The following is a 21,926-nucleotide window of genomic DNA, read 5'->3' on the forward strand; positions in this document are numbered from 1 at the left end:
AGGATTAAAAGGCTTGCCTTTTAAAATAAAGAACTCGATTTTCATAAGGAGGAAATCATTCATGGTAGTTAAAGTTGGTATTAACGGTTTCGGACGTATCGGTCGTCTTGCTTTCCGTCGTATCCAAAATGTAGAAGGTGTTGAAGTTACTCGTATCAACGACCTTACAGATCCAGTAATGCTTGCACACTTGTTGAAATATGACACAACTCAAGGTCGTTTCGACGGTACTGTTGAAGTTAAAGACGGTGGTTTCGAAGTTAACGGTAAATTCGTTAAAGTTTCTGCAGAGCGCGAGCCAGGAAACATCGACTGGGCTACTGATGGCGTGGATATCGTTTTGGAAGCTACAGGTTTCTTTGCTTCTAAAGAAAAAGCTGAGCAACACATCCACGCTAACGGTGCTAAAAAAGTTGTTATCACTGCTCCTGGTGGTAACGATGTTAAGACTGTTGTTTTCAACACTAACCACGACATCCTTGATGGTACTGAAACAGTTATCTCAGGTGCTTCATGTACTACAAACTGTTTGGCACCAATGGCTAAAGCTCTTCACGATGCATTTGGCGTTCAAAAAGGTTTGATGACTACAATCCACGGTTACACTGGTGACCAAATGGTTCTTGACGGACCACACCGTGGTGGTGACCTTCGTCGTGCACGTGCTGCTGCTGCAAACATCGTTCCTAACTCAACTGGTGCTGCTAAAGCTATCGGCTTGGTAATCCCAGAATTGAACGGTAAACTTGACGGTGCTGCACAACGTGTTCCAGTTCCAACAGGTTCTGTAACTGAATTGGTTGCAACTCTTGACAAGAAAGTAACTGCTGAAGAAGTAAACGCTGCTATGAAAGCTGCTGCTACTGAATCATTTGGTTACACTGAAGACCAACTCGTATCTTCAGATATCGTAGGTATCTCATTCGGTTCATTGTTTGATGCAACTCAAACTAAAGTTATCGAAGTTGATGGCGAGCAATTGGTTAAAGTTGTTTCATGGTACGACAACGAAATGTCTTACACTGCACAACTTGTTCGTACTCTTGAGTACTTCGCAAAAATCGCTAAATAATCCTTAGTGAAAATCGAAGAGGCTTCGGCCTCTTTTTTGTTTTGGTTGCTGAAATATAGCTGTTTTCTTATGCTAAGAAACAAGGATGGTATAAGTTGTTTCTGATTTGGCAACTTTAGAATTTGAAAAATCTGATTACGAGGCGATAGTTTTTAGATTTCATAACATTTGTGAAAAAAATATCTTTATGCAAGAAAAAATACAGAAAATATGATACAATGGTAAAGTAAATATAATTTAAGGAGTTCTTATCTAATGGCAAAATTGACTGTTAAAGATGTAGAATTGAAAGGCAAAAAAGTTCTTGTTCGTGTGGACTTCAACGTGCCTTTGAAAGATGGCGTTATCACTAACGATAACCGTATTACAGCAGCTCTTCCAACTATCAAGTATATTCTTGAGCAAGGTGGACGTGCAATTCTTTTCTCTCACCTTGGTCGTGTGAAAGAAGAAGCTGACAAAGAAGGTAAATCATTGGCTCCTGTAGCAGCTGACTTGGCGGCTAAATTGGGTCAAGACGTTGCTTTCATCGCAGGTGCTACTCGTGGTGCTGAATTGGAAGCAGCTATCAATGCTTTGGAAGATGGACAAGTTCTCCTTGTTGAAAACACTCGTTTCGAAGATGTTGATGGTAAGAAAGAATCTAAAAACGACGAAGAACTTGGTAAATACTGGGCTTCACTTGGTGATGGTATCTTCGTTAACGATGCATTTGGTACTGCACACCGTGCACACGCATCAAACGTTGGTATCTCAGCAAATGTAGAAAAAGCAGTAGCTGGTTTCCTTTTGGAAAACGAAATTGCATACATCCAAGAAGCTGTTGAAACTCCAGAGCGCCCATTCGTGGCAATCCTTGGTGGTTCAAAAGTATCTGATAAGATCGGTGTTATCGAGAACCTTCTTGAAAAAGCTGACAAAGTTCTTATCGGTGGTGGTATGACTTACACATTCTACAAAGCTCAAGGTATCGAAATCGGTAACTCACTTGTAGAAGAAGACAAGCTTGATGTGGCAAAAGCACTTCTTGAAAAAGCTAACGGTAAATTGATCTTGCCAGTTGACTCAAAAGAAGCTAACGCATTTGCTGGCTACACTGAAGTTCGCGATACAGAAGGCGAAGCAGTTTCAGAAGGCTTCCTTGGTCTTGATATCGGTCCTAAGTCAATCGCTAAGTTTGATGAAGCCTTGACTGGTGCTAAAACAGTTGTTTGGAACGGACCTATGGGTGTATTTGAAAACCCAGATTTCCAAGCTGGTACAATCGGTGTAATGGACGCTATCGTGAAACAACCAGGCGTGAAATCAATCATCGGTGGTGGTGACTCAGCAGCAGCAGCTATCAACCTTGGCCGTGCAGACAAGTTCTCATGGATCTCAACTGGTGGTGGTGCATCTATGGAGTTGTTAGAAGGTAAAGTATTGCCTGGTCTTGCAGCTCTTACTGAAAAGTAAAAAATGCGATGAAAAGAGTTGGGAGACCAACTCTTTTCTAGTACAAAGGCTAGATTTTCTGTGAACGTAGTGAGTTTAGAAAATCAGCCTAGGTAAAGGTTAAAATGCAACGGATTTCCGTTGCATTTTGTACACCACGTAGCGTTTCTACGAAGCTAAGCGAGTTAGAAAGTCTAGCAAGGTGTAAAGTACTTCCAGGACTTGCGACGGGAGCGGGAAAGAACTCGACTGTCAAAAATATACTAAGATTAGTAGTGAGGAAATCTCCGACGGGAGAGAGTAGTCACTACTTTTTCTTTATGTTAAAGTAGAGGTGTCGTAACCGCCCAATAACAAGGTATCTATCCACCCACTCCCTCCTCCAGTATACTGTTAGAAAAACAAAACTGGAGGATTTATTATGTCACACCCCATCATTCCATTGACTGTTCCCCAATCTCGCCGCTTTGAGAAGCGAGGCAGAAACGATATTATGATGAAAATTCGTCTCGGAAAAGTGGAGCTCACAGTCTTTCACACTATCAATCAAGAAACACTAGAAACAATCTTAGATAAGGTACTGTTCTATGACCATCCAACTCAGTGATTTAGGTCAAGTTTACTTGGTCTGTGGAAAAACAGATATGCGTCAGGGAATTGATTCCCTGGCCTATCTTATCAAAAGTCAGTTCAACCTGGATCCCTTCTCCGGTCAGGTCTATCTCTTCTGCGGAGGTCGAAAAGACCGGTTCAAAGCTCTTTATTGGGATGGACAGGGATTTTGGTTATTGTATAAACGTTTTGAAAATGGGAAATTGACCTGGCCAAACAATGAAGAAGAGGTCAAGGCTCTAACTTCCGAGCAAGTCGACTGGCTCATGAAAGGATTTTCTATCATTCCAAAAATAAATGTTTCAAAAAGTCGTGATTTCTATTGAAATCATGGCTTTTCTTTGTGTATAATGAGATAAAAAGAAGGAGATTGGTTATGTCATCACTAGAAAAAATTATTGAAACACAGTCAAAAACGATAGAGATGATGGCTAATGAACTCACTCTCCTTCGAGAACAGGTTGACTATCTGAGACAGAAACTCTACGGAAAATCATCAGAGAAGGTCGTATATCAACCAGGTCAGCTGAGCTTGTTTGGGGAGGAAAGTCTCCCTGAAGAAGAAGCTGACTTACCCAGTTGAAACGGAGACCATCACCTATAAACGCAAGAAAGCTAAGGGAGTTCGTCAGGCTATTTTCAGCCAGTTCACTCCAGAGATTGTGCATCACGAATTGCAGGGCGAAGACTGCACTTGTCCAGACTGTCATGGTCAGCTGAAAGAGATTGGCTCAACTGTTCAACGACAAGAGTTGGTCTTCATTCCTGCACAATTAAAGCGGATTGACCATGTTCAACACGCATACAAGTGTCAGGCATGTAGTCAGAAGAATCTAAGCGATAAGATTATCAAGGCTCCTGTTCCTAAGGCACCTTTGGCACACAGCTTGGGTTCAGCCTCTATCATCGCTCACACCATTCATCAGAAATTCAATCTGAAGGTACCCAATTACCGTCAGGAAGAGGACTGGCATAAACTTGGCCTGCCCATCAGTCGGAAGGAAATAGCCAACTGGCACATCAAGTCTAGTCAGTATTATTTCGAGCCGATTTATAACCTGTTGCACGAGAAATTGTTGGAGCAGCCTATTCTTCATGCGGATGAGACTTCCTACAAGGTCTTAGAAAATGATAGCCAGTTGACCTACTACTGGACTTTCTTGTCTGGGAAACATGAGAAAAATGGAATTACCCTCTATCATCATGACAAACGACGGAGCGGCTTAGTTGTGGAGGAGTTTCTTGGGGACTATGCGGGCTACGTTCATTGTGACATGTGGAGTGCTTATCGTCAATTAGACAAGGCTCAGCTCGTTGGCTGTTGGGCTCATGTTAGACGAAAATTTTTTGAGGCGACTCCTAAGAAGACAGATAATACTTCTTTAGGAGCCAAGGGATTAGCCTATTGCGACCGCCTGTTTGCCTTGGAGAGTGACTGGGCTGACCTGTCTACTGAGGAACGGCTACATAAACGGCAGACAGAGTTAACTCCCTTGATGGACGAGTTCTTTGATTGGTGCCGTGAACAGGCTGTCTTGCCAGCTTCCAAATTGGGTACTGCAATAGAGTATAGCCTCAAATACGAAACCACCTTCCGAGCCGTTCTCTCGGACGGTGACCTAGTCCTGTCCAACAATATGGCTGAGAGGGCTATGAAGACCTTGGTGATGGGCAGAAAAAATTGGCTTTTTTCTCAGAGCTTTGAGGGAGCCAAGTCGACAGCTGTCATTTTGAGTCTTTTAGAAACAGCTAAGCGACACGGACTTGATGCAGAAAAATATATGACCTATCTTCTAGAACACTTACCTAATGAGGAGTCGCTCGCAAAAAAGGAGGTTTTAGAAGCCTATTTGCCATGGGATAAAAATATTAAGAGAGCTTGTAAATAGAAAAAGGTTCCAGAGTCGACAGGACTTTGGAGCCTTTTCAATATACCTTGTTATTGGGCGCTTACGAGGTGTCTTGTTAAGTCGAGAACTCTTTTGACGCTAGACGTCGCATCAAAAACTGGCAAGACACCTGTTTTAGAAAGAATGTTATCAAAGTATGTGGGACGCCAGACGTCGAGTATTGAAAATGACATCACTAAAACAAGGAATCATTCAAGACAAAGAGGTAATATCATGCGTGCAGTTTTTGGGATTGATGTGAGTAAGGCAGGTTCAGAAGTGGCCATTCTAGTCAATGGTGAGAAAGTTCATGGCTATACCATGTCCAATGACGCCTTAGGCTTTGCTCGGCTACTTGGCGATTTGAGAACCGTCCATAAACCAGAAATCATCTTTGAAGCAACAGGTGTCTATTCTCGCCGTCTCCAAACTTTTCTAGAAGATAATGGCTATGCTTATACAAGGCTTAATCCCTTAGAAGCTAAGAAGCAACTGGATAGCTTGCGTGTGAGGAAAACAGATCAAATTGACGCTGAAAAACTGGCTCAATCTCAATTTGTGCTGAATCGTAAACCCACTTATGTCCAAGAAGAAGTCTATCAAGAACTGCGAGATTTAAGTCGCTTCTATCAGAACTTAACTGAGGACATCGTTCGAGCTAAAAACCGTCTGCACAAGGTCTTGCAAGTCACGTTTCCAGAGATAGAGACTGTCTTATCAAAGCCAACTGGGGAACAATACTGGAACTTAGTTACTGCGTTTCCTTACAAGGACTTCGTGCTTGATTTAAGCAAGGACGAACTCTTAGAGAGCATTCGTCAGTCCACCTCAAAACGGATTTCTGACAAGCGTGTGGCGTATTTAGCTGAGAAGCTGATAGCACTAGCTAATCAATCTTATTGTGCCGTCAAGAAAACCTCTCCAATGCTGGAAGAGGTTCGTTACTATGGAAAAGAATTGCTTCGGCTTTCTGAACAGAGACAAACTGTCCTAGACCAAATGGTGGAACTAGCTCAGCCATTACCTGAATATGACATTCTGCTCTCTATTCCTGGAATAGCTGAGACTACTGCAACAAGTATTATTGGTGAACTGGGAGATATTCGCCGTTTTCAGTCTGCCAACCAAATCAATGCCTTTATCGGTATTGATCTGAGACACTATGAATCTGGCAACTTCCTCGCTAAGGAACACATTACCAAGCGTGGCAATCCCTACGCTAGAAAGATTCTGTTCAAATGTATTCACAATATCGCTTCAGCCAGTCACACCAAGCCTTGCCATATCGCCGACTTTTATGAGAAACGAAAAAGACAATCGCAAACGACTTCTACGAAGCCACACACGATTGCCTCCATACATCGTCTCATTCGGACAATGTATTACCTCATAACGCATAACAAACTTTACGATTACACTTTAACCCAAAATCAGTAAAATTGTTTATGCTATATTATTGTAACACCTTATCAAAAATTTTCAACATAAGGTGTTAATTTCGTGTACCCTTTTTTACACGTAACTTTAGTCCAAAAGAAAACAATTTCTTTATTTTGACTATTGAACTCGATATATTTTTCATCAAATACCTTGATAGGCTTGACAAATGGTAGAAAAAGAGTTCGTCAACAAGTCTTTATTTCTAGTTGTTGAGCTGAAACAGTCTATCCCCAGACATCAATTTATGTGAGCTGACTGCCGTCAGCTTATATCTCCCACTTTAAAAGGTCTCCCAGACCTTTTAAACTCCCACCCCCGTATAGCTCCAAAGGTTTGGGGAACCTTTGGAGGTTGGAGATAGAGCGAACAGAGTTCGCTACAAAACTGTCTGGGAGACAGTTTGAGGTTGGAAATGAAGCGAACTCTGTTCGCATCAGTCGTATAGGCCAGATTTGGAGAGTAAAAAACGAACTGCTGAGATTTGCTTTGCAAATCTTATCTCCTACCTTTAACAGTCTCCCAGACTGTTAAAGCCAATCAACCACTGCGCTGAGATGTTGACACGAACTCTGAGAAGGGGTACTGGGCTTTCTGCCCAGCCTCGTCGGGATTCAGCTAGGTTTTCTGGGTGCGTTTTCATGGTATTTGCTGAAATACTTGCTTTGGATTTTTCATATTGCTCGTTGCGTTTCCCGAATATTTTTCAGGTTATTTTGTATATTTTTCGAACAAATGCGAATGATGGAGCTTGTATATTTATGTAAAGAAAGGGGAAGTGCTGGTTTTATATCGGTGCCATAACCTAGTTTGCACACATTTATTCATGTTGATGAAGTTGAACCTTGGCGACTATAGACTTGTCAGGCTGTAAGCGAGGGGGGTGCATGGATATTGTTGTGTGAAGAGATAGGGTTTGTTATATTTTTATGTTTTTGGGCTGGACGAAACTTTTCCCCTTATATCAATTGTTTAGTTCTCTTGTATAGCGATTTGAATCAAGAGTAGTACAATTTTGGGTTATTGTATCAGTAGCTCAATCTCAAAATAGCTTTAGGGTCCTCAAGCTGATAAACTTGAACCCGTCCTGTTTTTAATTCAATTTACTATAGTACAAGGCACAAGAAAACCCTCGAATGAGCATATTCAGAGGGCTTTGATACATTTTGTGAATTTTAAAGCATGTTCAGCCTGGGCGATAATCTTGTCGAGCTGAACGGTAAAATCACGATTGCCGAAAAATTCAAACCATTTTTTGACATCGTAGTCGGAAATGGTTTCGGGTTATATGGAGGGCAGATGTTAGCTATTTGCGTTCAACTCACTTTGAAGTTGGAGAACTCGCTCGAGAGGGAGGTTTAGATTTTCAGCTATTACTTCCGCTGGAAAACCAGACCTCAAGAAATTACGGGCAGAGGTGATTTGAACTTCTTCACGTCCTTCTTCACGACCTTCTTCACGACCTTCTTCGCGACCTTCTTCACGTCCTCGCTCCAGTCCTTCTTCAAATCCGTCTTCCATCGCAGTCATCAAAGTGGCATAACTAACTTCAAGGCTATCGATTTGTCTATCCCACATGTCTTTTTCCTCCTTTGTCCAAGTTGTAAAATCTAGGGCATGTTCAGCCTGAGATATGATCTTGTCAGGTTGAATGGTAAAGTCACGATTGCCGAAAAACTCAAACCATTTTTTGACATCGTAGTCGGAAATGGTTTCGGGTTATATGGAGGGCAGAGGTTAGCTATTTGCGTTCAACTCACTTTGAAGTTGAAGAACTCGCTCGAGAGGAAGGTTTAGATTTTCAGCTATTACTTCCGCTGGAAAACCAGACCTCAGGAAATTACGGGCAGAGATGATTTGAACTTCTTCGCGACCTTCTTCACGTCCTCGTTCCAGTCCTTCTTCAAATCCGTCTTCCATCGCAGTCATCAAAGTGGCATAACTAACTTCAAGGCTATCAATTTGCTTATCCCACATGTCTTTTTCCTCCTTTGTCCAGCTTGTAAAGTCTAAGGCGTGTTCAGCCTGAGATATGATCTTGTCAGGTTGAATGGTAAAGTCACGATTGCCGAAAAACTCAAACCATTTTTTGACATCGTAGTCGGAAATGGTTTCAGGCTGATATTTTTCCAACTCCAGAAATGCCATTTTCAAGAGGCTATGGTGCTTGGAGCTGGTTTTGGGTTTGACAGTCAGCTCTTCATTGGTCTCTTCTTCACGAAGGCTAAACACGTGGAAGGGCTTATCATCATCAAAATAATTTTTCTCCAAGAGAGCGATACCGTAAACAGGATAAATCCTCTCGTGAGTGAAGTGGGTATGACCGTGTTCCTGCCGAACCTTTTCGACGTTGTCATGCACCTGCGTACAAATGTAAGCCCAGAGTCGATTGACAAAAGTCTTTTGCTTGGCAATCTGGATTTCAATGACAACTTGTGTGCCATCGTCCAATTTGACTAAAATGTCCGTCACCGTATAAAAACCTTTAGGCAAGTCATCATTGGGCAGACGAATCTGATGTCCGTCAAGAAGTTCTACTTCTAGAACAGGCAGGTCCAAAATATCTGAAATAAAAGCCTTGGTCACTTCCGTGTTTTGAAAAATTTTCTTGGCAACCGTGTCTTGCGTTGGTCTTAGTAGGGTATGTCTCAATATCCCACATCCTTTCATTTGATTTTTCATGTTGGAACCAGTTTTTTGGGGTTCTACTTATTTTATTCGAAATCAAATGAAAAACTTTTCTATATTATATATAGTATACCACAAATGAAAAAAGTAACCCACCACAAAATGTGATGAGTTCGTTTCTAGGTACGTATAAAATTTTCTTTACAAATTCTCAAAAGCCAGACTAGGCTTGGCATTGAGGTCCCAGCCAGCAAGGTTTGCCTTATTGTACTCGCTGACCGCTGCCAAGGCAATCATACCTGCATTGTCACCGCAGAGGCGAAGCGGGGGAATGATGACCTCCACATCGGTAATTTCAGCCGCCAACCGCTCTCGTAAGCCCTGATTAGCTGCCACACCGCCCGCTACAACCAAGGTCTTGACAGGGTATTGCTCCAAAGCCTTCTTTGTCTTGGCCATGAGAATGTCCATAACACAGGCTTGGAAAGAGGCTGACAAATCCGCATTGGACAAGGTCTCTCCTTTCTGCTGGGCATTGTGGTAGAGGTTGATAAAGGCGGATTTCAAACCAGAAAAAGAAAACTCCAGATTATCTTCCTTGATCATAGCCCGAGGGAAGTCATAAATGTCCTGCCCCTCATGTGCCAATTCGTCAATCACACGACCAGCTGGATAGGGCAGACCCATGACCCGTCCCACCTTATCATAGGCCTCGCCGACCGCATCATCTCGCGTTTCACCGACAATCTTGTAGTCACCTGCCTCTGACACATAGACCAACTCCGTGTGCCCACCGCTGACCAAAAGGGCCAAGAGCGGAAACTCCAACTCCTTGACCGCACGCGCCGCCATCAAATGCCCTGCCATATGGTTGACAGGAATGAGCGGCAAACCATTAGCCCAGGCAAAGGCCTTGGCAGCCGAAATTCCAACTAGCAAGGCACCAACTAAGCCTGGTCCATAGGTCACAGCCACAGCCGTCAAGTCCTCTGCCGTCACTTCCGCCTCCAACAAGGCCTCCTCGATACAGGCCGTTATCACTTCCACATGGTGACGGCTAGCCACCTCTGGCACCACCCCACCAAACCGCTGATGGCTGGCAATCTGGCTGGCAATGACATTGGACAAAAGCTCCGCCTCATTGCGCAAAACAGCCACCGAGGTCTCGTCACAGGAGGTCTCGATCGCCAAAATCAATCTATCTTTCATCACGTTCTCTCTTCATTATCACCGCGTCCTCGACAGGATGGCGGTAGTAGTCTTTTCGTTTTCCTATTTTGGTAAAATGCTTGCGTGTATAGAGGGCCTGAGCTGCACTGTTAGACTCCCTCACTTCGAGGAAGATGTCTCCATCCCAGTCCATCACAGCAGCCATCAGTTGACTGGCGATTCCCAGCCTCTGAAAATCAGCCTTGACAGCAATCTGCAGGATTTCCATCTCATCCAGCACCGTCTGAACAGCCAAAAATCCGACCAATTCCTGACCTTTATAGGCCAGATAGTAGTCCTCATCCTGACTGGTCATGCTTGCAGCAATCTGTTCCAAGGTCCAAGGCGATTGCTCATAGACAGACTGCATAACTGTCAAAACAGCCTCCGCCAGATTTTCCTGACCGTTGTAGTGTTTAATCTCTATCATACACGCTTGATATAACTCTCTGAGCTAGCTTGGTTGACCTTGAGCCAGTTTTCCTCTGCTTCTACCCGCTTGAGATAGTTGGGCTCAAAGCTGGTCACATCTACTGCTGGCAAGTCTTGACCAATCACCGCCAGTTGATAGGCCGACGGCAGGCTGGTTTGATACTGAGCAGTCGGCAAATCTTGTTCGATTTGCTCCATAAAGTTTTCTACTTCACCAACAAAGGTGATATTTTCCTTACCAGCCAAGCTAGAAAGCAAGTCTTCAAAAGACCAGTAGCGGTCTGGCTCGACTGCTCTGCCATTTTCATAAAGACCTGCATAGACGCAGTTACGGCGGGCATCGATGAGGGGAACCACCAGACCCGTCAGGCTGGGAGGAACCAGAGACTGAAGACTGGATAGCCCCACCAAGTCAATCTTGAGGGTGTAGGCCAAGGTCTTGGCAGTCGCCACCGCCACACGAAGCCCCGTGTAGGAGCCAGGCCCCTGAGCGACCACAATCCTATCCAAGTCTTTGGGCGTCCAGCCCACCTGCGCCACCAAAAAATCGACTACAGGCATGAGGCTGATACTATGATTTTTCTTAACGGCCAGCAGGGTTTCCGCCTGCAAGCAACCGTCCTCCACCAAGGCCACCGACAGGGCCTGATTGGAGCTGTCTAAAGCTAGTATTTTCATAAGTTTCTCTTTCTTTACAATGCTACTCTCTATTGTAAGCTATCTTGACCTTTTTTTCAAATAATGAAAAGACTGGGGTGTGATTTCTAGTAGGTTAATGGATTGAACCGATTTGTCATTCTAGTAAGTCACATCACTATCTGGCAGTTGACAGGCATTTTCTCGACACAATTGAACTCAGTCTTAGTAATCCTAATACACTCGGAATCCTAGCTCACTTCCCTGTTTTATCCCTCTCGGAAATGCAGAATTTCTGAAAATCATGACACTTTTCCATTTTCCTACCAAACCCTTTTACCATCAGCATATTTTATGGTATAATGAAGAGTACATTTAGACTGAATAAATTGACAACTCGAGAAAATTGAATAGGCATTACCAGACAGCCCCAACTGTTTGAGGCTTTTTTCATAGTTGCCAGTCAAAAAGAAAGGAACTATACTACACATGATTTATAAAGTATTCTATCAAGAATCAAAAATTAGCCCACGTCGCGAGCAAACACGTGCTCTTTATCTAGACATCGATGCTGCATCAGAATTGGAAGGTCGTATTATCGCGCGTGAATTGGTGGAAACCAACCGCCCTGAATACAACATCGAATTTATCGACCTCTTATCAGACAATCATCTTGAATACGAGAAAGAGCACGCAGATTTCAAAATTACGGAGTTTTAATCCATGTCATCAGTCAATCTAAAACCTCATGAAGTTGGCGTTTTCGCCATCGGTGGTTTGGGAGAAATCGGGAAAAATACCTATGGTATCGAGTATAAGGATGAAATTCTCATCGTCGATGCCGGTATCAAGTTCCCAGAAGATGACCTTTTGGGTATCGACTACGTTATCCCAGACTACTCCTATATCGTTGAAAATCTAGATCGTGTCAAAGGTCTGGTTATTACCCACGGTCACGAAGACCACATCGGAGGCATTCCCTTCTTACTCAAGCAAGCCAATGTCCCAATCTATGCTGGACCTTTAGCCCTCGCCCTTATTCGTGGTAAATTGGAAGAACACGGACTCCTCCGTGATGCGACTTTGCATGAAATCAATCATAATACTGAGTTGACCTTCAAGCACCTCAAGGTCAGCTTCTTCCGTACCACCCACTCCATTCCAGAACCACTTGGTATTGTCGTTGACACCCCGCAAGGAAAAATCGTCTGTACCGGTGACTTCAAGTTCGACTTCACGCCAGTTGGCGAGCCGGCTGACTTACATCGCATGGCCGCACTCGGTGAAGAAGGTGTTCTCTGCCTCCTTTCTGACTCGACAAATGCTGAAGTCCCAACCTTTACCAACTCAGAAAAAGTGGTCGGTCAGTCCATCATGAAACTGATTGAAGGCATTCACGGACGCATCATCTTTGCCTCCTTCGCCTCCAACATCTTCCGTCTCCAACAAGCTGCGGATGCAGCGGTTAAGACCGGACGCAGGATTGCTGTCTTTGGACGTTCTATGGAGAAAGCCATCGTCAATGGTATTGAGCTCGGCTACATCAAGGTTCCAAAAGACACCTTTATCGAACCAAACGAGATCAAAGAATATCCTGCCAGCGAGATTATGATTCTCTGTACAGGTAGCCAAGGGGAGCCTATGGCAGCACTCTCTCGCATCGCCCACGGTACCCACCGCCAAGTGCAACTCCAGCCAGGCGACACGGTTATTTTCTCATCCAGTCCTATTCCGGGAAATACCACAGGTGTTAACAAGCTCATCAATATCTTGATTGAAGCCGGTGTCGATGTGATTCACGGCAAGATTAACAACATCCATACCTCTGGGCACGGTGGCCAGCAAGAGCAAAAACTCATGCTCCGCCTGATCAAGCCAAAATACTTCATGCCTGTCCATGGCGAATACCGCATGCAAAAAATCCATGCCAGTCTAGCAGTGGATACAGGTGTACCAAAAGACAACATCTTCATCATGGAAAACGGCGATGTCCTAGCACTGACCAAGGATTCTGCACGATTGGCCGGCAAGTTCAACGCCCAAGACATCTACGTGGACGGAAACCGCATTGGTGAAATCGGTGCAGCTGTCCTCAAAGACCGCCGTGACCTCTCAGAAGACGGCGTCGTCCTTGCAGTAGCCACTGTCGATTTTAATTCTAAGATGATATTAGCAGGACCAGACATCCTCAGTCGCGGTTTTATCTATATGAGAGAATCTGGCGAACTCATTCGCGAAAGCCAACGCGTTCTCTTCAACGCTATCCGCATCGCTATGCGTAATAAAGACGCAAATATCCAAACAGTCAACGGCGCCATTGTTAACGCCTTACGACCATTCCTATACGAAAAAACAGAGCGTGAACCAATCATTATCCCAATGATTCTGACGCCTGACCGATAACACACTAAAATCCCAGAGGTGAAACCTCTGGGATTTATTTTATATTAACAAGATAACCCAGCTTGAAAAAAAGACCGTTTCCAAGCTCATGCCTATCCCCTCGCCCTGCTATTTATTAGCTCAGGCCGAAACAGTCTCTTCCCAGACTATTTCACTCCACTGGACCATTACCCGCTTTCCAATTTCTCGGCTCGTGAACAAAGGACCCGTCGGGGTCCCAACTCGCTATCTGGTTTTCAAGCTCATGAAAAAATGGTCTTAGCGCCATTACTCGCTCTCTGATTTTCAAGCTCATGAACAAAGGACCCGTCGGGGTCCTAATTCGCTATCTGGTTTTCAAGCTCATGAAAAAATGGTCCACCGGACCATTTTTTTAATACATATCCAAATAGTTGTCGATTTCCCATTGAGAAACGTAGGTTGCGTAGCTTGCCCATTCGATTTTCTTAGCTTCCAAGAAATTCGTATAGATATGATCACCTAGAGCTGCACGAACTACCTCGTCTTCACGAAGAGCTTTCAATGCATTGTGAAGAGTTGAAGGAAGATCAGTGATACCTGCTTCACGACGCTCCTCATCAGACATTGCATAGATATTAGATTCTACTGGTGCTGGTGCTTCAATTTTATTTTGAATCCCTTCCAAACCAACTTCCAATAGAACTGCCATAGCTAAGTATGGGTTGGCAGTTGGATCAACCGAGCGCAATTCCAAACGAGTTCCCATTCCACGTGATGCAGGTACGCGAACCAATGGTGAGCGGTTTTTACCAGCCCAAGCAATATACACAGGAGCTTCAAAGCCTGGAACCAAACGCTTGTAAGAGTTCACTGTCGGGTTTGTAATAGCAGTATAGTTATAAGCATGCTTAATCAAACCACCAAGGAAATGGTAAGCAGTTTGAGACAGCTGCATACCGCGAGGATCCTCTGGATCAAAGAAGGCATTGTTTCCATCCTTGTCAAAGAGTGACATGTTACAGTGCATACCTGAGCCAGCAATACCAAACTTAGGCTTGGCCATAAATGTCGCATACATACCATGCTTACGAGCAATTGTTTTAACAACTAACTTGAAGATTTGAATATTGTCACAAGCTTTTAAGACGTCCGCATATTTGAAGTCAATTTCATGCTGACCTACTGCCACTTCGTGATGGCTCGCTTCAACTTCAAAGCCCATCTCTGTCAAGACATTAACGATTTCGCGACGTGTATTATCAGCCAAGTCCGTTGGTGCGAGGTCAAAGTAACCACCTTTATCATTTACTTCAAGCGTTGGATTTCCTTGTTCGTCCATCTTAAAGAGGAAGAATTCTGGTTCTGGACCAAGGTTGAATGAAGAGAAACCTGCCTCTTCCATGTGACGAAGCGATTTCTTCAAATTTCCACGTGGGTCACCAGCAAAAGGCTTAGCATCTGTTGTATAAATATCACAAATCAAGCCAGCTACACGGCCATTTTCATCACCCCAAGGGAAGATAGTCCATGTATCCAAGTCTGGGTAAAGATACATATCTGATTCATTGATACGAACAAATCCTTCAATAGATGAACCATCAAACATGACCTTATTTGACAAAACCTTTTCGACCTGCTCATCAGTTGCTGGAATTTCTACGTTTTTCATCACTCCCATGATGTCTGTAAACATAAGACGTAGGAAGGTAACGTTTTTCTCTTTGATATCGCGCTTGATATCTGCCACTGTGAATGTCATTATTTTTCTCCTCTATTTTAAAAGCTAATTACGACGAACGGAAAATGGAACTAGGACTTGAAAATCGTCCCTGACGACTGAATTCATCATGTAAGATACGACGGACATCTTCATCAGTCAAGGTTTTCTGCTGTTTTTGGACCTTAGCTTTCGCTTCCCGATTTGCATATTCCTTCTTAATCGCAGCAATATTCAATCCTTCATCCAAAAAATCCTTGATTTCTAAAAGTAAGTCCATATCGTTTAGAGAATACAAGCGACGATTCCCTTCGTTGCGATCGGGCTTAATCAAGCCTTGATCTTCATAGTAACGAATTTGACGAGCAGTTAAATCTGTCAACTTCATCACACTACCAATCGGAAAGATGGCTAAGGAACGACGAAACTCTTTTTCTCTCATAACGAACTCCTTTCTGCCTACCATTATAGGAGAATTTTTTTTTGAGGTCAATAGGCGATGTTATATTTTATAACATTATCTATCCTGAAAACGTTTTTTTATAACATTCACATCATAATTAACTAGAATCGCAATGAAAACTCCGATAAAGGTTTCAAACACACGAATAAACACATATTGAATCGTATCACCAGCAGGAATAGACAATGTAATAATTAATAAAGCTGATACACCACCAATAATTCCCGCTTTATTATTCATCGCCACATTTGTCATAATCGTTAACATGACAAATATCGGAACAAAAACCGCAGTTACCCAAAAATGATCTAAGAATAACCTATCCAAAATAAAGAAAAGTAGCGCATAAAAACCACCAATAGAATTACCCAGAATACGAGAAGCTCCAAAATGGACACTCTGATCGAAGTCTTCTCGTAAACTAAACACAGCCGTCAAAGCCGCAATCTGAATCCCTTCCCAGCCCATATAGCCAAAGAGTAGAATAACTAGAAAGACTGCCAAACCCGATTTGAACGTCCGCATCCCCAACCGAAATTTCTTTGGATCAAATGTATATTTCTTGAACATACTTCTATTTTAACATGATTTCGGAAAATAGAATAGCAAATACCTGCCCAGCTTTTCTTTTCTCCTAAGCTCGACTGGAAAAGCCTCCTGTTCACGCCAGCTTTTCGAAAAACCAATAATCTGCCACTTTAAATCAGCTGCAAGAAGGAACCCAGAAGTAAGACAAACAAATAGACGCTGCAAAAAACAACGTCTTTTTTTACATTTATATTTTTTCGCAGTAGCTGAATGGGAGTTGTGACCAAGATTCAGCCTTGCGGGGTTCAAATAGCACAGTGGACTATTTGAAGTTATCACCAAGAAAGATCAAAGTAACAATCTACGGAATCATTTTTGACAGAAGCTTCGCTTCTTCTATTTCTAACCTCAACATATCTCCCAGATATTTTGAGCTGACTTACCGCCTATTTTTCAGTCAAAGCTGCACCTAGCCAGTCTTTCAAGGTCATACTTCCCAGAAAGACTAGTCATGGCACTAGAAGCTGGGCATAAAGTCCAACCTCACTTCTTAGAGTTCGTGTCAACATCTCAGCGCAGTGGTTGATTGGCAGATTTGTTCGTGTTTTACACTCTAAATCTGACCTATACGACTGAAGCGAACAGAGTTCGCTTCATTTCCAACCTCAAACTGTCTCCCAGACAGTTTGAGCTGTGCGGGGGTAGGAGTGAAACAGTCTGGGGATAGACTGTTTCAGCTCAACAACTAGAAATAAAGACTTGTTGACGAACTCTTTTTCTACCATTTGTCAAGCCTATCAAGGTATTTGATGAAAAATATATCGAGTTCAATAGTCAAAATAAAGAAATTGTTTTCTTTTGGACTAAAGTTACGTGTAAAAAAGGGTACACGAAATTAACACCTTATGTTGAAAATTTTTGATAAGGTGTTACAATAATATAGCATAAACAATTTTACTGATTTTGGGTTAAAGTGTAATCGTAAAGTTTGTTATGCGTTATGAGGTAATACATTGTCCGAATGAGACGATGTATGGAGGCAATCGTGTGTGGCTTCGTAGAAGTCGTTTGCGATTGTCTTTTTCGTTTCTCATAAAAGTCGGCGATATGGCAAGGCTTGGTGTGACTGGCTGAAGCGATATTGTGAATACATTTGAACAGAATCTTTCTAGCGTAGGGATTGCCACGCTTGGTAATGTGTTCCTTAGCGAGGAAGTTGCCAGATTCATAGTGTCTCAGATCAATACCGATAAAGGCATTGATTTGGTTGGCAGACTGAAAACGGCGAATATCTCCCAGTTCACCAATAATACTTGTTGCAGTAGTCTCAGCTATTCCAGGAATAGAGAGCAGAATGTCATATTCAGGTAATGGCTGAGCTAGTTCCACCATTTGGTCTAGGACAGTTTGTCTCTGTTCAGAAAGCCGAAGCAATTCTTTTCCATAGTAACGAACCTCTTCCAGCATTGGAGAGGTTTTCTTGACGGCACAATAAGATTGATTAGCTAGTGCTATCAGCTTCTCAGCTAAATACGCCACACGCTTGTCAGAAATCCGTTTTGAGGTGGACTGACGAATGCTCTCTAAGAGTTCGTCCTTGCTTAAATCAAGCACGAAGTCCTTGTAAGGAAACGCAGTAACTAAGTTCCAGTATTGTTCCCCAGTTGGCTTTGATAAGACAGTCTCTATCTCTGGAAACGTGACTTGCAAGACCTTGTGCAGACGGTTTTTAGCTCGAACGATGTCCTCAGTTAAGTTCTGATAGAAGCGACTTAAATCTCGCAGTTCTTGATAGACTTCTTCTTGGACATAAGTGGGTTTACGATTCAGCACAAATTGAGATTGAGCCAGTTTTTCAGCGTCAATTTGATCTGTTTTCCTCACACGCAAGCTATCCAGTTGCTTCTTAGCTTCTAAGGGATTAAGCCTTGTATAAGCATAGCCATTATCTTCTAGAAAAGTTTGGAGACGGCGAGAATAGACACCTGTTGCTTCAAAGATGATTTCTGGTTTATGGACGGTTCTCAAATCGCCAAGTAGCCGAGCAAAGCCTAAGGCGTCATTGGACATGGTATAGCCATGAACTTTCTCACCATTGACTAGAATGGCCACTTCTGAACCTGCCTTACTCACATCAATCCCAAAAACTGCACGCATGATATTACCTCTTTGTCTTGAATGATTCCTTGTTTTAGTGATGTCATTTTCAATACTCGACGTCTGGCGTCCCACATACTTTGATAACATTCTTTCTAAAACAGGTGTCTTGCCAGTTTTTGATGCGACGTCTAGCGTCAAAAGAGTTCTCGACTTAACAAGACACCTCTACTTTATCATTTTGAGAATGAAAAAAGTAGTGAGTACTCTCTCCCGTCGGAGATTTCCTCACTACTAATCTTAGTATGTTTATCTTGGTCGAGTTCTTTCCCACTCCCAAGTTACTGCCGTAACATATCACAATGAACGTAGCCCGCATAGTCCCCTAGAAATTCCTCCACAACCAAGCCACTCCGTCGTTTGTCATGATGATAGAGGGTGATTCCCTTTTTCTCATGCTTCCCAGATAAGAATGTCCAGTAGTAGGTCAACTGGCTATCATTTTCTAAGACCTTGTAGGAGGTCTCATCCGCATGGAGAACAGGCTGCTCCAACAATTTCTCGTGCAACAGGTCATAAATCGGCTCGAAATAATATTGACTAGACTTGATGTGCCAGTTGGCTATTTCCTTCCGACTGATGGGCAGACCAAGCTTATGCCAGTCCTCTTCCTGACGGTAATTGGGTACCTTCAGATTGAACTTCTGGTGAATGGTGTGGGCGATGATAGAAGCTGAACCCAAGCTGTATGCCAAAGGTGCTTTAGGAACGGGAGCCTTGATAATCTTATCGCTTAGATTCTTCTGACTACATACTTGACACTTGTATGCGTGTTGGATATGGTCAATCCGCTTTAATTGTGCGGGAATGAAGACCAACTCTTGTCGTTGAACAGTAGAACCAATCTCTTTCAACTGTCCATGACAGTCTGGACAAGTGCAGTCTTCGCCCTGCAATTCGTGATGAACAATCTCTGGAGTGAATTGACTAAAAATAGCCTGACGAACTCCCTTAGCTTTCTTGCGTTTATAAGTAATCGTTTCTGTTTCAACTGGGTAAGTCAGCTTCTTCTTCAGGGAGGCTTTCTTCCCCAAACAAGCTCAGCTGACCGGGTTGATACTCAACTTTCTCTGATGATTTTCCGTAGAGTTTCTGCCTCAGATAGTCAACCTGTTCTCGAAGGAGGGTTAGCTCATTGGTAAGTTGTTCAATCGTTGAGGTCTGTTGTTTAATAATTGCCAATAACTCATCCATACGATCGAGCCTCCTTCTTTTTATCTCATTATACACAAAGAAAAGCCATGATTTCAATAGAAATCACGACTTTTTGAAACATTTATTTTTGGAATGATAGAAAATCCTTTCATGAGCCAATCTACTTGTTCGGAAGTTAGAGCCTTGACCTCCTCTTCATTGTTTGGCCAGGTCAATTTCCCATTTTCAAAACGTTTATACAATAACCAAAATCCTTGTCCGTCCCAGTAAAGAGCTTTGAATCGGTCTTTTCGACCTCCGCAGAAGAGATAGACCTGACCGGAGAAGGGATCCAGATTAAATTGACTTTTGACAAGATAGGCGAGAGAATCAATCCCCTGACGCATATCCGTTTTCCCACAGACCAAGTAGACTTGACCTAAATCACTGAGTCGGATGGTCATAATGTAGCACCTTATCCAAGATAGTTTCCATTACTTCAGGATTGATAGATCGGAAGAATGTGACTTCCGTTTTTCCGAGACGAATTTTCATCAGAATATCGTTTCTGCTTTTCTTTTCAAAGCGGCGAGATTTGAGAATAGTCAATGGGACGATGGGCTGTGACATAAAAAATCCTCCAGTTTGTTTTTTATAACAGTATACTGGAGGAAGGAGTGATTGGATAGATACCTTGTTATTGGGCGGTTACACCATATTCCTAATAATCGTTGACTAATTAAAGTAACTATCGTAATACATATCCAGCATGAAAATCCTAAAAGCAGGGGTTTCCCACCGCTTTTTATAAGTTTTATAACATTTGTGTTTAGACCTATTGCAGCCATTAGTTTTAATATTTGTCTTTCTCATACCTTTCCTCCTCACCAACAAAACCGCAGTTCCAATCCAAAAGGTCATGGCTGGAAGAAACACCAACATCAGATTAAACCAAACTGGAACAGCCATGACCATATTTACCATACCGCCAACAATCATAAAGAGATAGGTCGGTAAAAAGACATAGCGGACTAATTTTTCCTTTTGAAAAAATAGCAGAGCGAGACCAAGCAAGGTGAGTGGTACTAGAAGCTCCCAGCCAGTCAAGACTAAGTCAGGTTCCTTGGGGATTGCCCAGAGACGAAGGACACAAATCAGGAGAAAAAGAAGGGGGATGCAGAGAAAACTTGTCCAAACCTTGATTTTGCTGGTCTGGTAAATCAGACTGCGAATGATGAGGAAGATCCCTGCTGGTAGGAGGATGTTGGACGGTTTGAAGTGGTACGGCGAAAAGCATTGAAAACAGGACTATCTCAAAAAATACTAATGCGAACATAACGAAAATTCCCCTAGATTTGACAGGGATAGGGTTCTGTGGTAATATTTTAATGATACAAACTATGAGAAATGTAAGTACCGAGGATATTATGGGAATCGAAAAAACAGTCAGTGAGTTAGCTGAAATTTTAGGAGTGAGCCGGCAGGCTATGAATAATCGTGTCAAATCACTTCCTGAAGAATTTGTAGATAAAAATGACAAGGGTGTGACCGTTGTAAATCGTGCTGGCTTGATTAAGTTGGAGGAAATCTACAAAACAACCATTTTTGAAGATGAGCCGATTAGCGATGAAGTCAAGCATCGTGAATTGATGGAAATTTTAGTTGACGAGAAAAATGCTGAAATCATCCGCTTATATAGTCAATTAAAAGCCAAAGATAAGCAACTTGCCGAAAAAGATGAACAACTCAAGGTCAAAGATGTGCAGATTGCTGAGAAGGATAAACAGTTGGATCAGCAACAGCAATTGACACTAAAAGCTATGGCCGATAAGGAAGTTCTCAAGTTGGAATTGGACGAAGTTAAAGCACAGGCAGAAGAAGTGCAAGCTAAAGGCTTCTTTGCACGTTTGTTTGGGAAATAAAAAGGTCCGGGGGACCTTTTTATCATGAGCTTGAAAACAAGAGAGCGAATAAAGGTCCGGGGGAGTGAAACAGTCTAGGGATAGACTGTTTCAGCCCGAGCTTGGAAATAAGAAAGCGAGGTATAGTCTAGGGATAGACTGTTTCAGCCCGAGCTTGGAAATAAGAAAGCGAGGTACAGTCTGGGGATAGACTGTTTCAGCCCACACTAAAAAATGGAAGATGACATGTGATATAAAAAGATTGGTGGGAACCAATCTTTTTTAGTTTAAGTAGTGAGCACAATTGAATTTG

At 42.8% G+C, this 21,926-nt stretch carries 22 protein-coding genes and 2 pseudogenes; 10 read left to right on the forward strand and 14 right to left on the reverse strand.

The features are described 5' to 3' along the window. Positions 1-61: 61 nt before the first annotated feature. The 7 genes from gap to K6969_RS01510 all read left to right on the forward strand — a co-directional run bounded on the left by gap (position 62) and on the right by K6969_RS01510 (position 6,444). A complete protein-coding gene (gene gap, locus K6969_RS01480) occupies positions 62-1,072 on the forward strand; it encodes a type I glyceraldehyde-3-phosphate dehydrogenase (protein WP_012775479.1) in 1,011 nt (336 codons plus the stop codon). Positions 1,073-1,327: 255 nt separating this feature from the next. Beyond that, positions 1,328-2,527, forward strand: a complete 1,200-nt coding sequence (locus K6969_RS01485) for a phosphoglycerate kinase (protein WP_014637337.1) — start codon at positions 1,328-1,330, stop codon at positions 2,525-2,527. A gap of 400 nt (positions 2,528-2,927) precedes the next feature. Continuing rightward, positions 2,928-3,113 (forward strand): hypothetical protein, encoded by a 186-nt coding sequence (locus K6969_RS01490; RefSeq protein ID WP_029188188.1) that lies wholly within the window; start codon positions 2,928-2,930, stop codon positions 3,111-3,113. Then, a complete protein-coding gene (gene tnpB / locus K6969_RS01495) occupies positions 3,094-3,444 on the forward strand; it encodes an IS66 family insertion sequence element accessory protein TnpB (protein ID WP_029188189.1) in 351 nt (116 codons plus the stop codon). The genes K6969_RS01490 and tnpB (K6969_RS01495) overlap by 20 nt, the downstream gene beginning before the upstream one ends. Positions 3,445-3,494: 50 nt before the next feature. Next, positions 3,495-3,701 carry a transposase gene (locus K6969_RS01500; protein WP_029178852.1) on the forward strand — a complete coding sequence of 69 codons (207 nt, stop codon included), beginning with the start codon at positions 3,495-3,497 and terminating at the stop codon, positions 3,699-3,701. Beyond that, positions 3,655-5,007, forward strand: a complete 1,353-nt coding sequence (locus tag K6969_RS01505) for an IS66-like element short variant transposase (protein ID WP_029943010.1) — start codon at positions 3,655-3,657, stop codon at positions 5,005-5,007. The genes K6969_RS01500 and K6969_RS01505 overlap by 47 nt, the downstream gene beginning before the upstream one ends. A gap of 234 nt (positions 5,008-5,241) precedes the next feature. Next, entirely contained in the window at positions 5,242-6,444 is a 1,203-nt protein-coding gene (locus K6969_RS01510) for an IS110 family transposase (RefSeq protein WP_321537495.1), read from the forward strand. Positions 6,445-7,746: 1,302 nt separating this feature from the next. Here K6969_RS01510 and K6969_RS01515 read toward each other — a convergent pair. The 5 genes from K6969_RS01515 to tsaB all read right to left on the reverse strand — a co-directional run bounded on the left by K6969_RS01515 (position 7,747) and on the right by tsaB (position 11,391). Beyond that, a complete protein-coding gene (locus tag K6969_RS01515; RefSeq protein WP_029173483.1) occupies positions 7,747-8,022 on the reverse strand; it encodes a hypothetical protein in 276 nt (91 codons plus the stop codon). A 159-nt stretch (positions 8,023-8,181) separates the two neighbouring features. Then, on the reverse strand, positions 8,182-9,096 hold the full coding sequence (locus K6969_RS01520; protein WP_321537441.1) for an Rpn family recombination-promoting nuclease/putative transposase: 915 nt from the start codon (positions 9,094-9,096) through the stop codon (positions 8,182-8,184). Positions 9,097-9,273: 177 nt separating this feature from the next. Next, positions 9,274-10,281, reverse strand: a complete 1,008-nt coding sequence (gene tsaD / locus K6969_RS01525; RefSeq protein WP_029173482.1) for a tRNA (adenosine(37)-N6)-threonylcarbamoyltransferase complex transferase subunit TsaD — start codon at positions 10,279-10,281, stop codon at positions 9,274-9,276. Continuing rightward, on the reverse strand, positions 10,271-10,711 hold the full coding sequence (gene rimI, locus K6969_RS01530) for a ribosomal protein S18-alanine N-acetyltransferase (protein ID WP_029173481.1): 441 nt from the start codon (positions 10,709-10,711) through the stop codon (positions 10,271-10,273). The genes tsaD and rimI overlap by 11 nt, the downstream gene beginning before the upstream one ends. Beyond that, positions 10,708-11,391 (reverse strand): tRNA (adenosine(37)-N6)-threonylcarbamoyltransferase complex dimerization subunit type 1 TsaB, encoded by a 684-nt coding sequence (gene tsaB, locus K6969_RS01535; RefSeq protein ID WP_029173480.1) that lies wholly within the window; start codon positions 11,389-11,391, stop codon positions 10,708-10,710. The genes rimI and tsaB overlap by 4 nt, the downstream gene beginning before the upstream one ends. 447 nt (positions 11,392-11,838) lie before the next feature. On the opposite strand from tsaB, the gene K6969_RS01540 reads away from it, so the two are divergent. Next, a complete protein-coding gene (locus K6969_RS01540) occupies positions 11,839-12,069 on the forward strand; it encodes a DNA-dependent RNA polymerase subunit epsilon (RefSeq protein WP_002938523.1) in 231 nt (76 codons plus the stop codon). 3 nt (positions 12,070-12,072) lie between these two features. Further along, complete coding sequence (gene rnjA / locus K6969_RS01545; protein ID WP_029173479.1) at positions 12,073-13,752, forward strand: ribonuclease J1; 1,680 nt, start codon at positions 12,073-12,075, stop codon at positions 13,750-13,752. A 373-nt stretch (positions 13,753-14,125) separates the two neighbouring features. Here the strand turns inward: rnjA and glnA are convergent, their stop codons facing one another. The 9 genes and pseudogenes from glnA to K6969_RS01590 all read right to left on the reverse strand — a co-directional run. Then, complete coding sequence (gene glnA, locus K6969_RS01550) at positions 14,126-15,472, reverse strand: type I glutamate--ammonia ligase (RefSeq protein WP_011921751.1); 1,347 nt, start codon at positions 15,470-15,472, stop codon at positions 14,126-14,128. A gap of 28 nt (positions 15,473-15,500) precedes the next feature. Beyond that, entirely contained in the window at positions 15,501-15,872 is a 372-nt protein-coding gene (locus tag K6969_RS01555; protein ID WP_002940041.1) for a MerR family transcriptional regulator, read from the reverse strand. A gap of 75 nt (positions 15,873-15,947) precedes the next feature. Then, positions 15,948-16,463: an FUSC family protein gene (locus K6969_RS01560; protein ID WP_024419397.1), complete on the reverse strand. Its 516-nt coding sequence runs from the start codon at positions 16,461-16,463 to the stop codon at positions 15,948-15,950. Between the two features lie 912 nt (positions 16,464-17,375). Next, positions 17,376-18,578: an IS110 family transposase gene (locus K6969_RS01565; RefSeq protein WP_321537495.1), complete on the reverse strand. Its 1,203-nt coding sequence runs from the start codon at positions 18,576-18,578 to the stop codon at positions 17,376-17,378. A gap of 293 nt (positions 18,579-18,871) precedes the next feature. After that, positions 18,872-19,612 (reverse strand): annotated as a pseudogene (locus K6969_RS01570) (IS66 family transposase); the annotation flags it as partial. After that, positions 19,566-19,772: a hypothetical protein gene (locus K6969_RS01575; protein ID WP_029178813.1), complete on the reverse strand. Its 207-nt coding sequence runs from the start codon at positions 19,770-19,772 to the stop codon at positions 19,566-19,568. The pseudogene K6969_RS01570 and the gene K6969_RS01575, both read right to left, overlap by 47 nt. 53 nt (positions 19,773-19,825) lie before the next feature. Beyond that, entirely contained in the window at positions 19,826-20,176 is a 351-nt protein-coding gene (gene tnpB / locus K6969_RS01580) for an IS66 family insertion sequence element accessory protein TnpB (protein ID WP_061631536.1), read from the reverse strand. Further along, positions 20,157-20,342 (reverse strand): hypothetical protein, encoded by a 186-nt coding sequence (locus tag K6969_RS01585; RefSeq protein ID WP_029174225.1) that lies wholly within the window; start codon positions 20,340-20,342, stop codon positions 20,157-20,159. The genes tnpB (K6969_RS01580) and K6969_RS01585 overlap by 20 nt, the downstream gene beginning before the upstream one ends. 83 nt (positions 20,343-20,425) lie before the next feature. Continuing rightward, a pseudogene (locus K6969_RS01590) lies at positions 20,426-20,572 on the reverse strand (putative sulfate exporter family transporter); the annotation flags it as partial. Between the two features lie 567 nt (positions 20,573-21,139). Here K6969_RS01590 and K6969_RS01595 point away from each other — a divergent pair. After that, positions 21,140-21,634, forward strand: coding sequence for a DUF536 domain-containing protein (locus K6969_RS01595; RefSeq protein WP_012774919.1), 495 nt, complete (start codon positions 21,140-21,142; stop codon positions 21,632-21,634). The last annotated feature ends 292 nt before the right edge of the window (positions 21,635-21,926 follow it).

The organism is Streptococcus suis (assembly GCF_019856455.1).
GTDB classification, from domain to species: Bacteria; Bacillota; Bacilli; order Lactobacillales; family Streptococcaceae; genus Streptococcus; species Streptococcus suis_AE.

What these genes read in the sequence shown, in the direction of transcription:
- gap (WP_012775479.1), top strand. Translation starts at nt 62, where the DNA reads ATGGTAGTTAAAGTTGGTATTAACGGTTTCGGACGTATCGGTCGTCTT.
- K6969_RS01485 (WP_014637337.1), top strand. Translation starts at nt 1,328, where the DNA reads ATGGCAAAATTGACTGTTAAAGATGTAGAATTGAAAGGCAAAAAAGTT.
- K6969_RS01490 (WP_029188188.1), top strand. Translation starts at nt 2,928, where the DNA reads ATGTCACACCCCATCATTCCATTGACTGTTCCCCAATCTCGCCGCTTT.
- tnpB (WP_029188189.1), top strand. Translation starts at nt 3,094, where the DNA reads ATGACCATCCAACTCAGTGATTTAGGTCAAGTTTACTTGGTCTGTGGA.
- K6969_RS01500 (WP_029178852.1), top strand. Translation starts at nt 3,495, where the DNA reads ATGTCATCACTAGAAAAAATTATTGAAACACAGTCAAAAACGATAGAG.
- K6969_RS01510 (WP_321537495.1), top strand. Translation starts at nt 5,242, where the DNA reads ATGCGTGCAGTTTTTGGGATTGATGTGAGTAAGGCAGGTTCAGAAGTG.
- K6969_RS01515 (WP_029173483.1), bottom strand. Translation starts at nt 8,022, where the DNA reads ATGTGGGATAGACAAATCGATAGCCTTGAAGTTAGTTATGCCACTTTG.
- tsaD (WP_029173482.1), bottom strand. Translation starts at nt 10,281, where the DNA reads ATGAAAGATAGATTGATTTTGGCGATCGAGACCTCCTGTGACGAGACC.
- rimI (WP_029173481.1), bottom strand. Translation starts at nt 10,711, where the DNA reads ATGATAGAGATTAAACACTACAACGGTCAGGAAAATCTGGCGGAGGCT.
- tsaB (WP_029173480.1), bottom strand. Translation starts at nt 11,391, where the DNA reads ATGAAAATACTAGCTTTAGACAGCTCCAATCAGGCCCTGTCGGTGGCC.
- K6969_RS01540 (WP_002938523.1), top strand. Translation starts at nt 11,839, where the DNA reads ATGATTTATAAAGTATTCTATCAAGAATCAAAAATTAGCCCACGTCGC.
- rnjA (WP_029173479.1), top strand. Translation starts at nt 12,073, where the DNA reads ATGTCATCAGTCAATCTAAAACCTCATGAAGTTGGCGTTTTCGCCATC.
- glnA (WP_011921751.1), bottom strand. Translation starts at nt 15,472, where the DNA reads ATGACATTCACAGTGGCAGATATCAAGCGCGATATCAAAGAGAAAAAC.
- K6969_RS01555 (WP_002940041.1), bottom strand. Translation starts at nt 15,872, where the DNA reads ATGAGAGAAAAAGAGTTTCGTCGTTCCTTAGCCATCTTTCCGATTGGT.
- K6969_RS01560 (WP_024419397.1), bottom strand. Translation starts at nt 16,463, where the DNA reads ATGTTCAAGAAATATACATTTGATCCAAAGAAATTTCGGTTGGGGATG.
- K6969_RS01565 (WP_321537495.1), bottom strand. Translation starts at nt 18,578, where the DNA reads ATGCGTGCAGTTTTTGGGATTGATGTGAGTAAGGCAGGTTCAGAAGTG.
- K6969_RS01575 (WP_029178813.1), bottom strand. Translation starts at nt 19,772, where the DNA reads ATGGATGAGTTATTGGCAATTATTAAACAACAGACCTCAACGATTGAA.
- tnpB (WP_061631536.1), bottom strand. Translation starts at nt 20,176, where the DNA reads ATGACCATCCGACTCAGTGATTTAGGTCAAGTCTACTTGGTCTGTGGG.
- K6969_RS01585 (WP_029174225.1), bottom strand. Translation starts at nt 20,342, where the DNA reads ATGTCACAGCCCATCGTCCCATTGACTATTCTCAAATCTCGCCGCTTT.
- K6969_RS01595 (WP_012774919.1), top strand. Translation starts at nt 21,140, where the DNA reads ATGGGAATCGAAAAAACAGTCAGTGAGTTAGCTGAAATTTTAGGAGTG.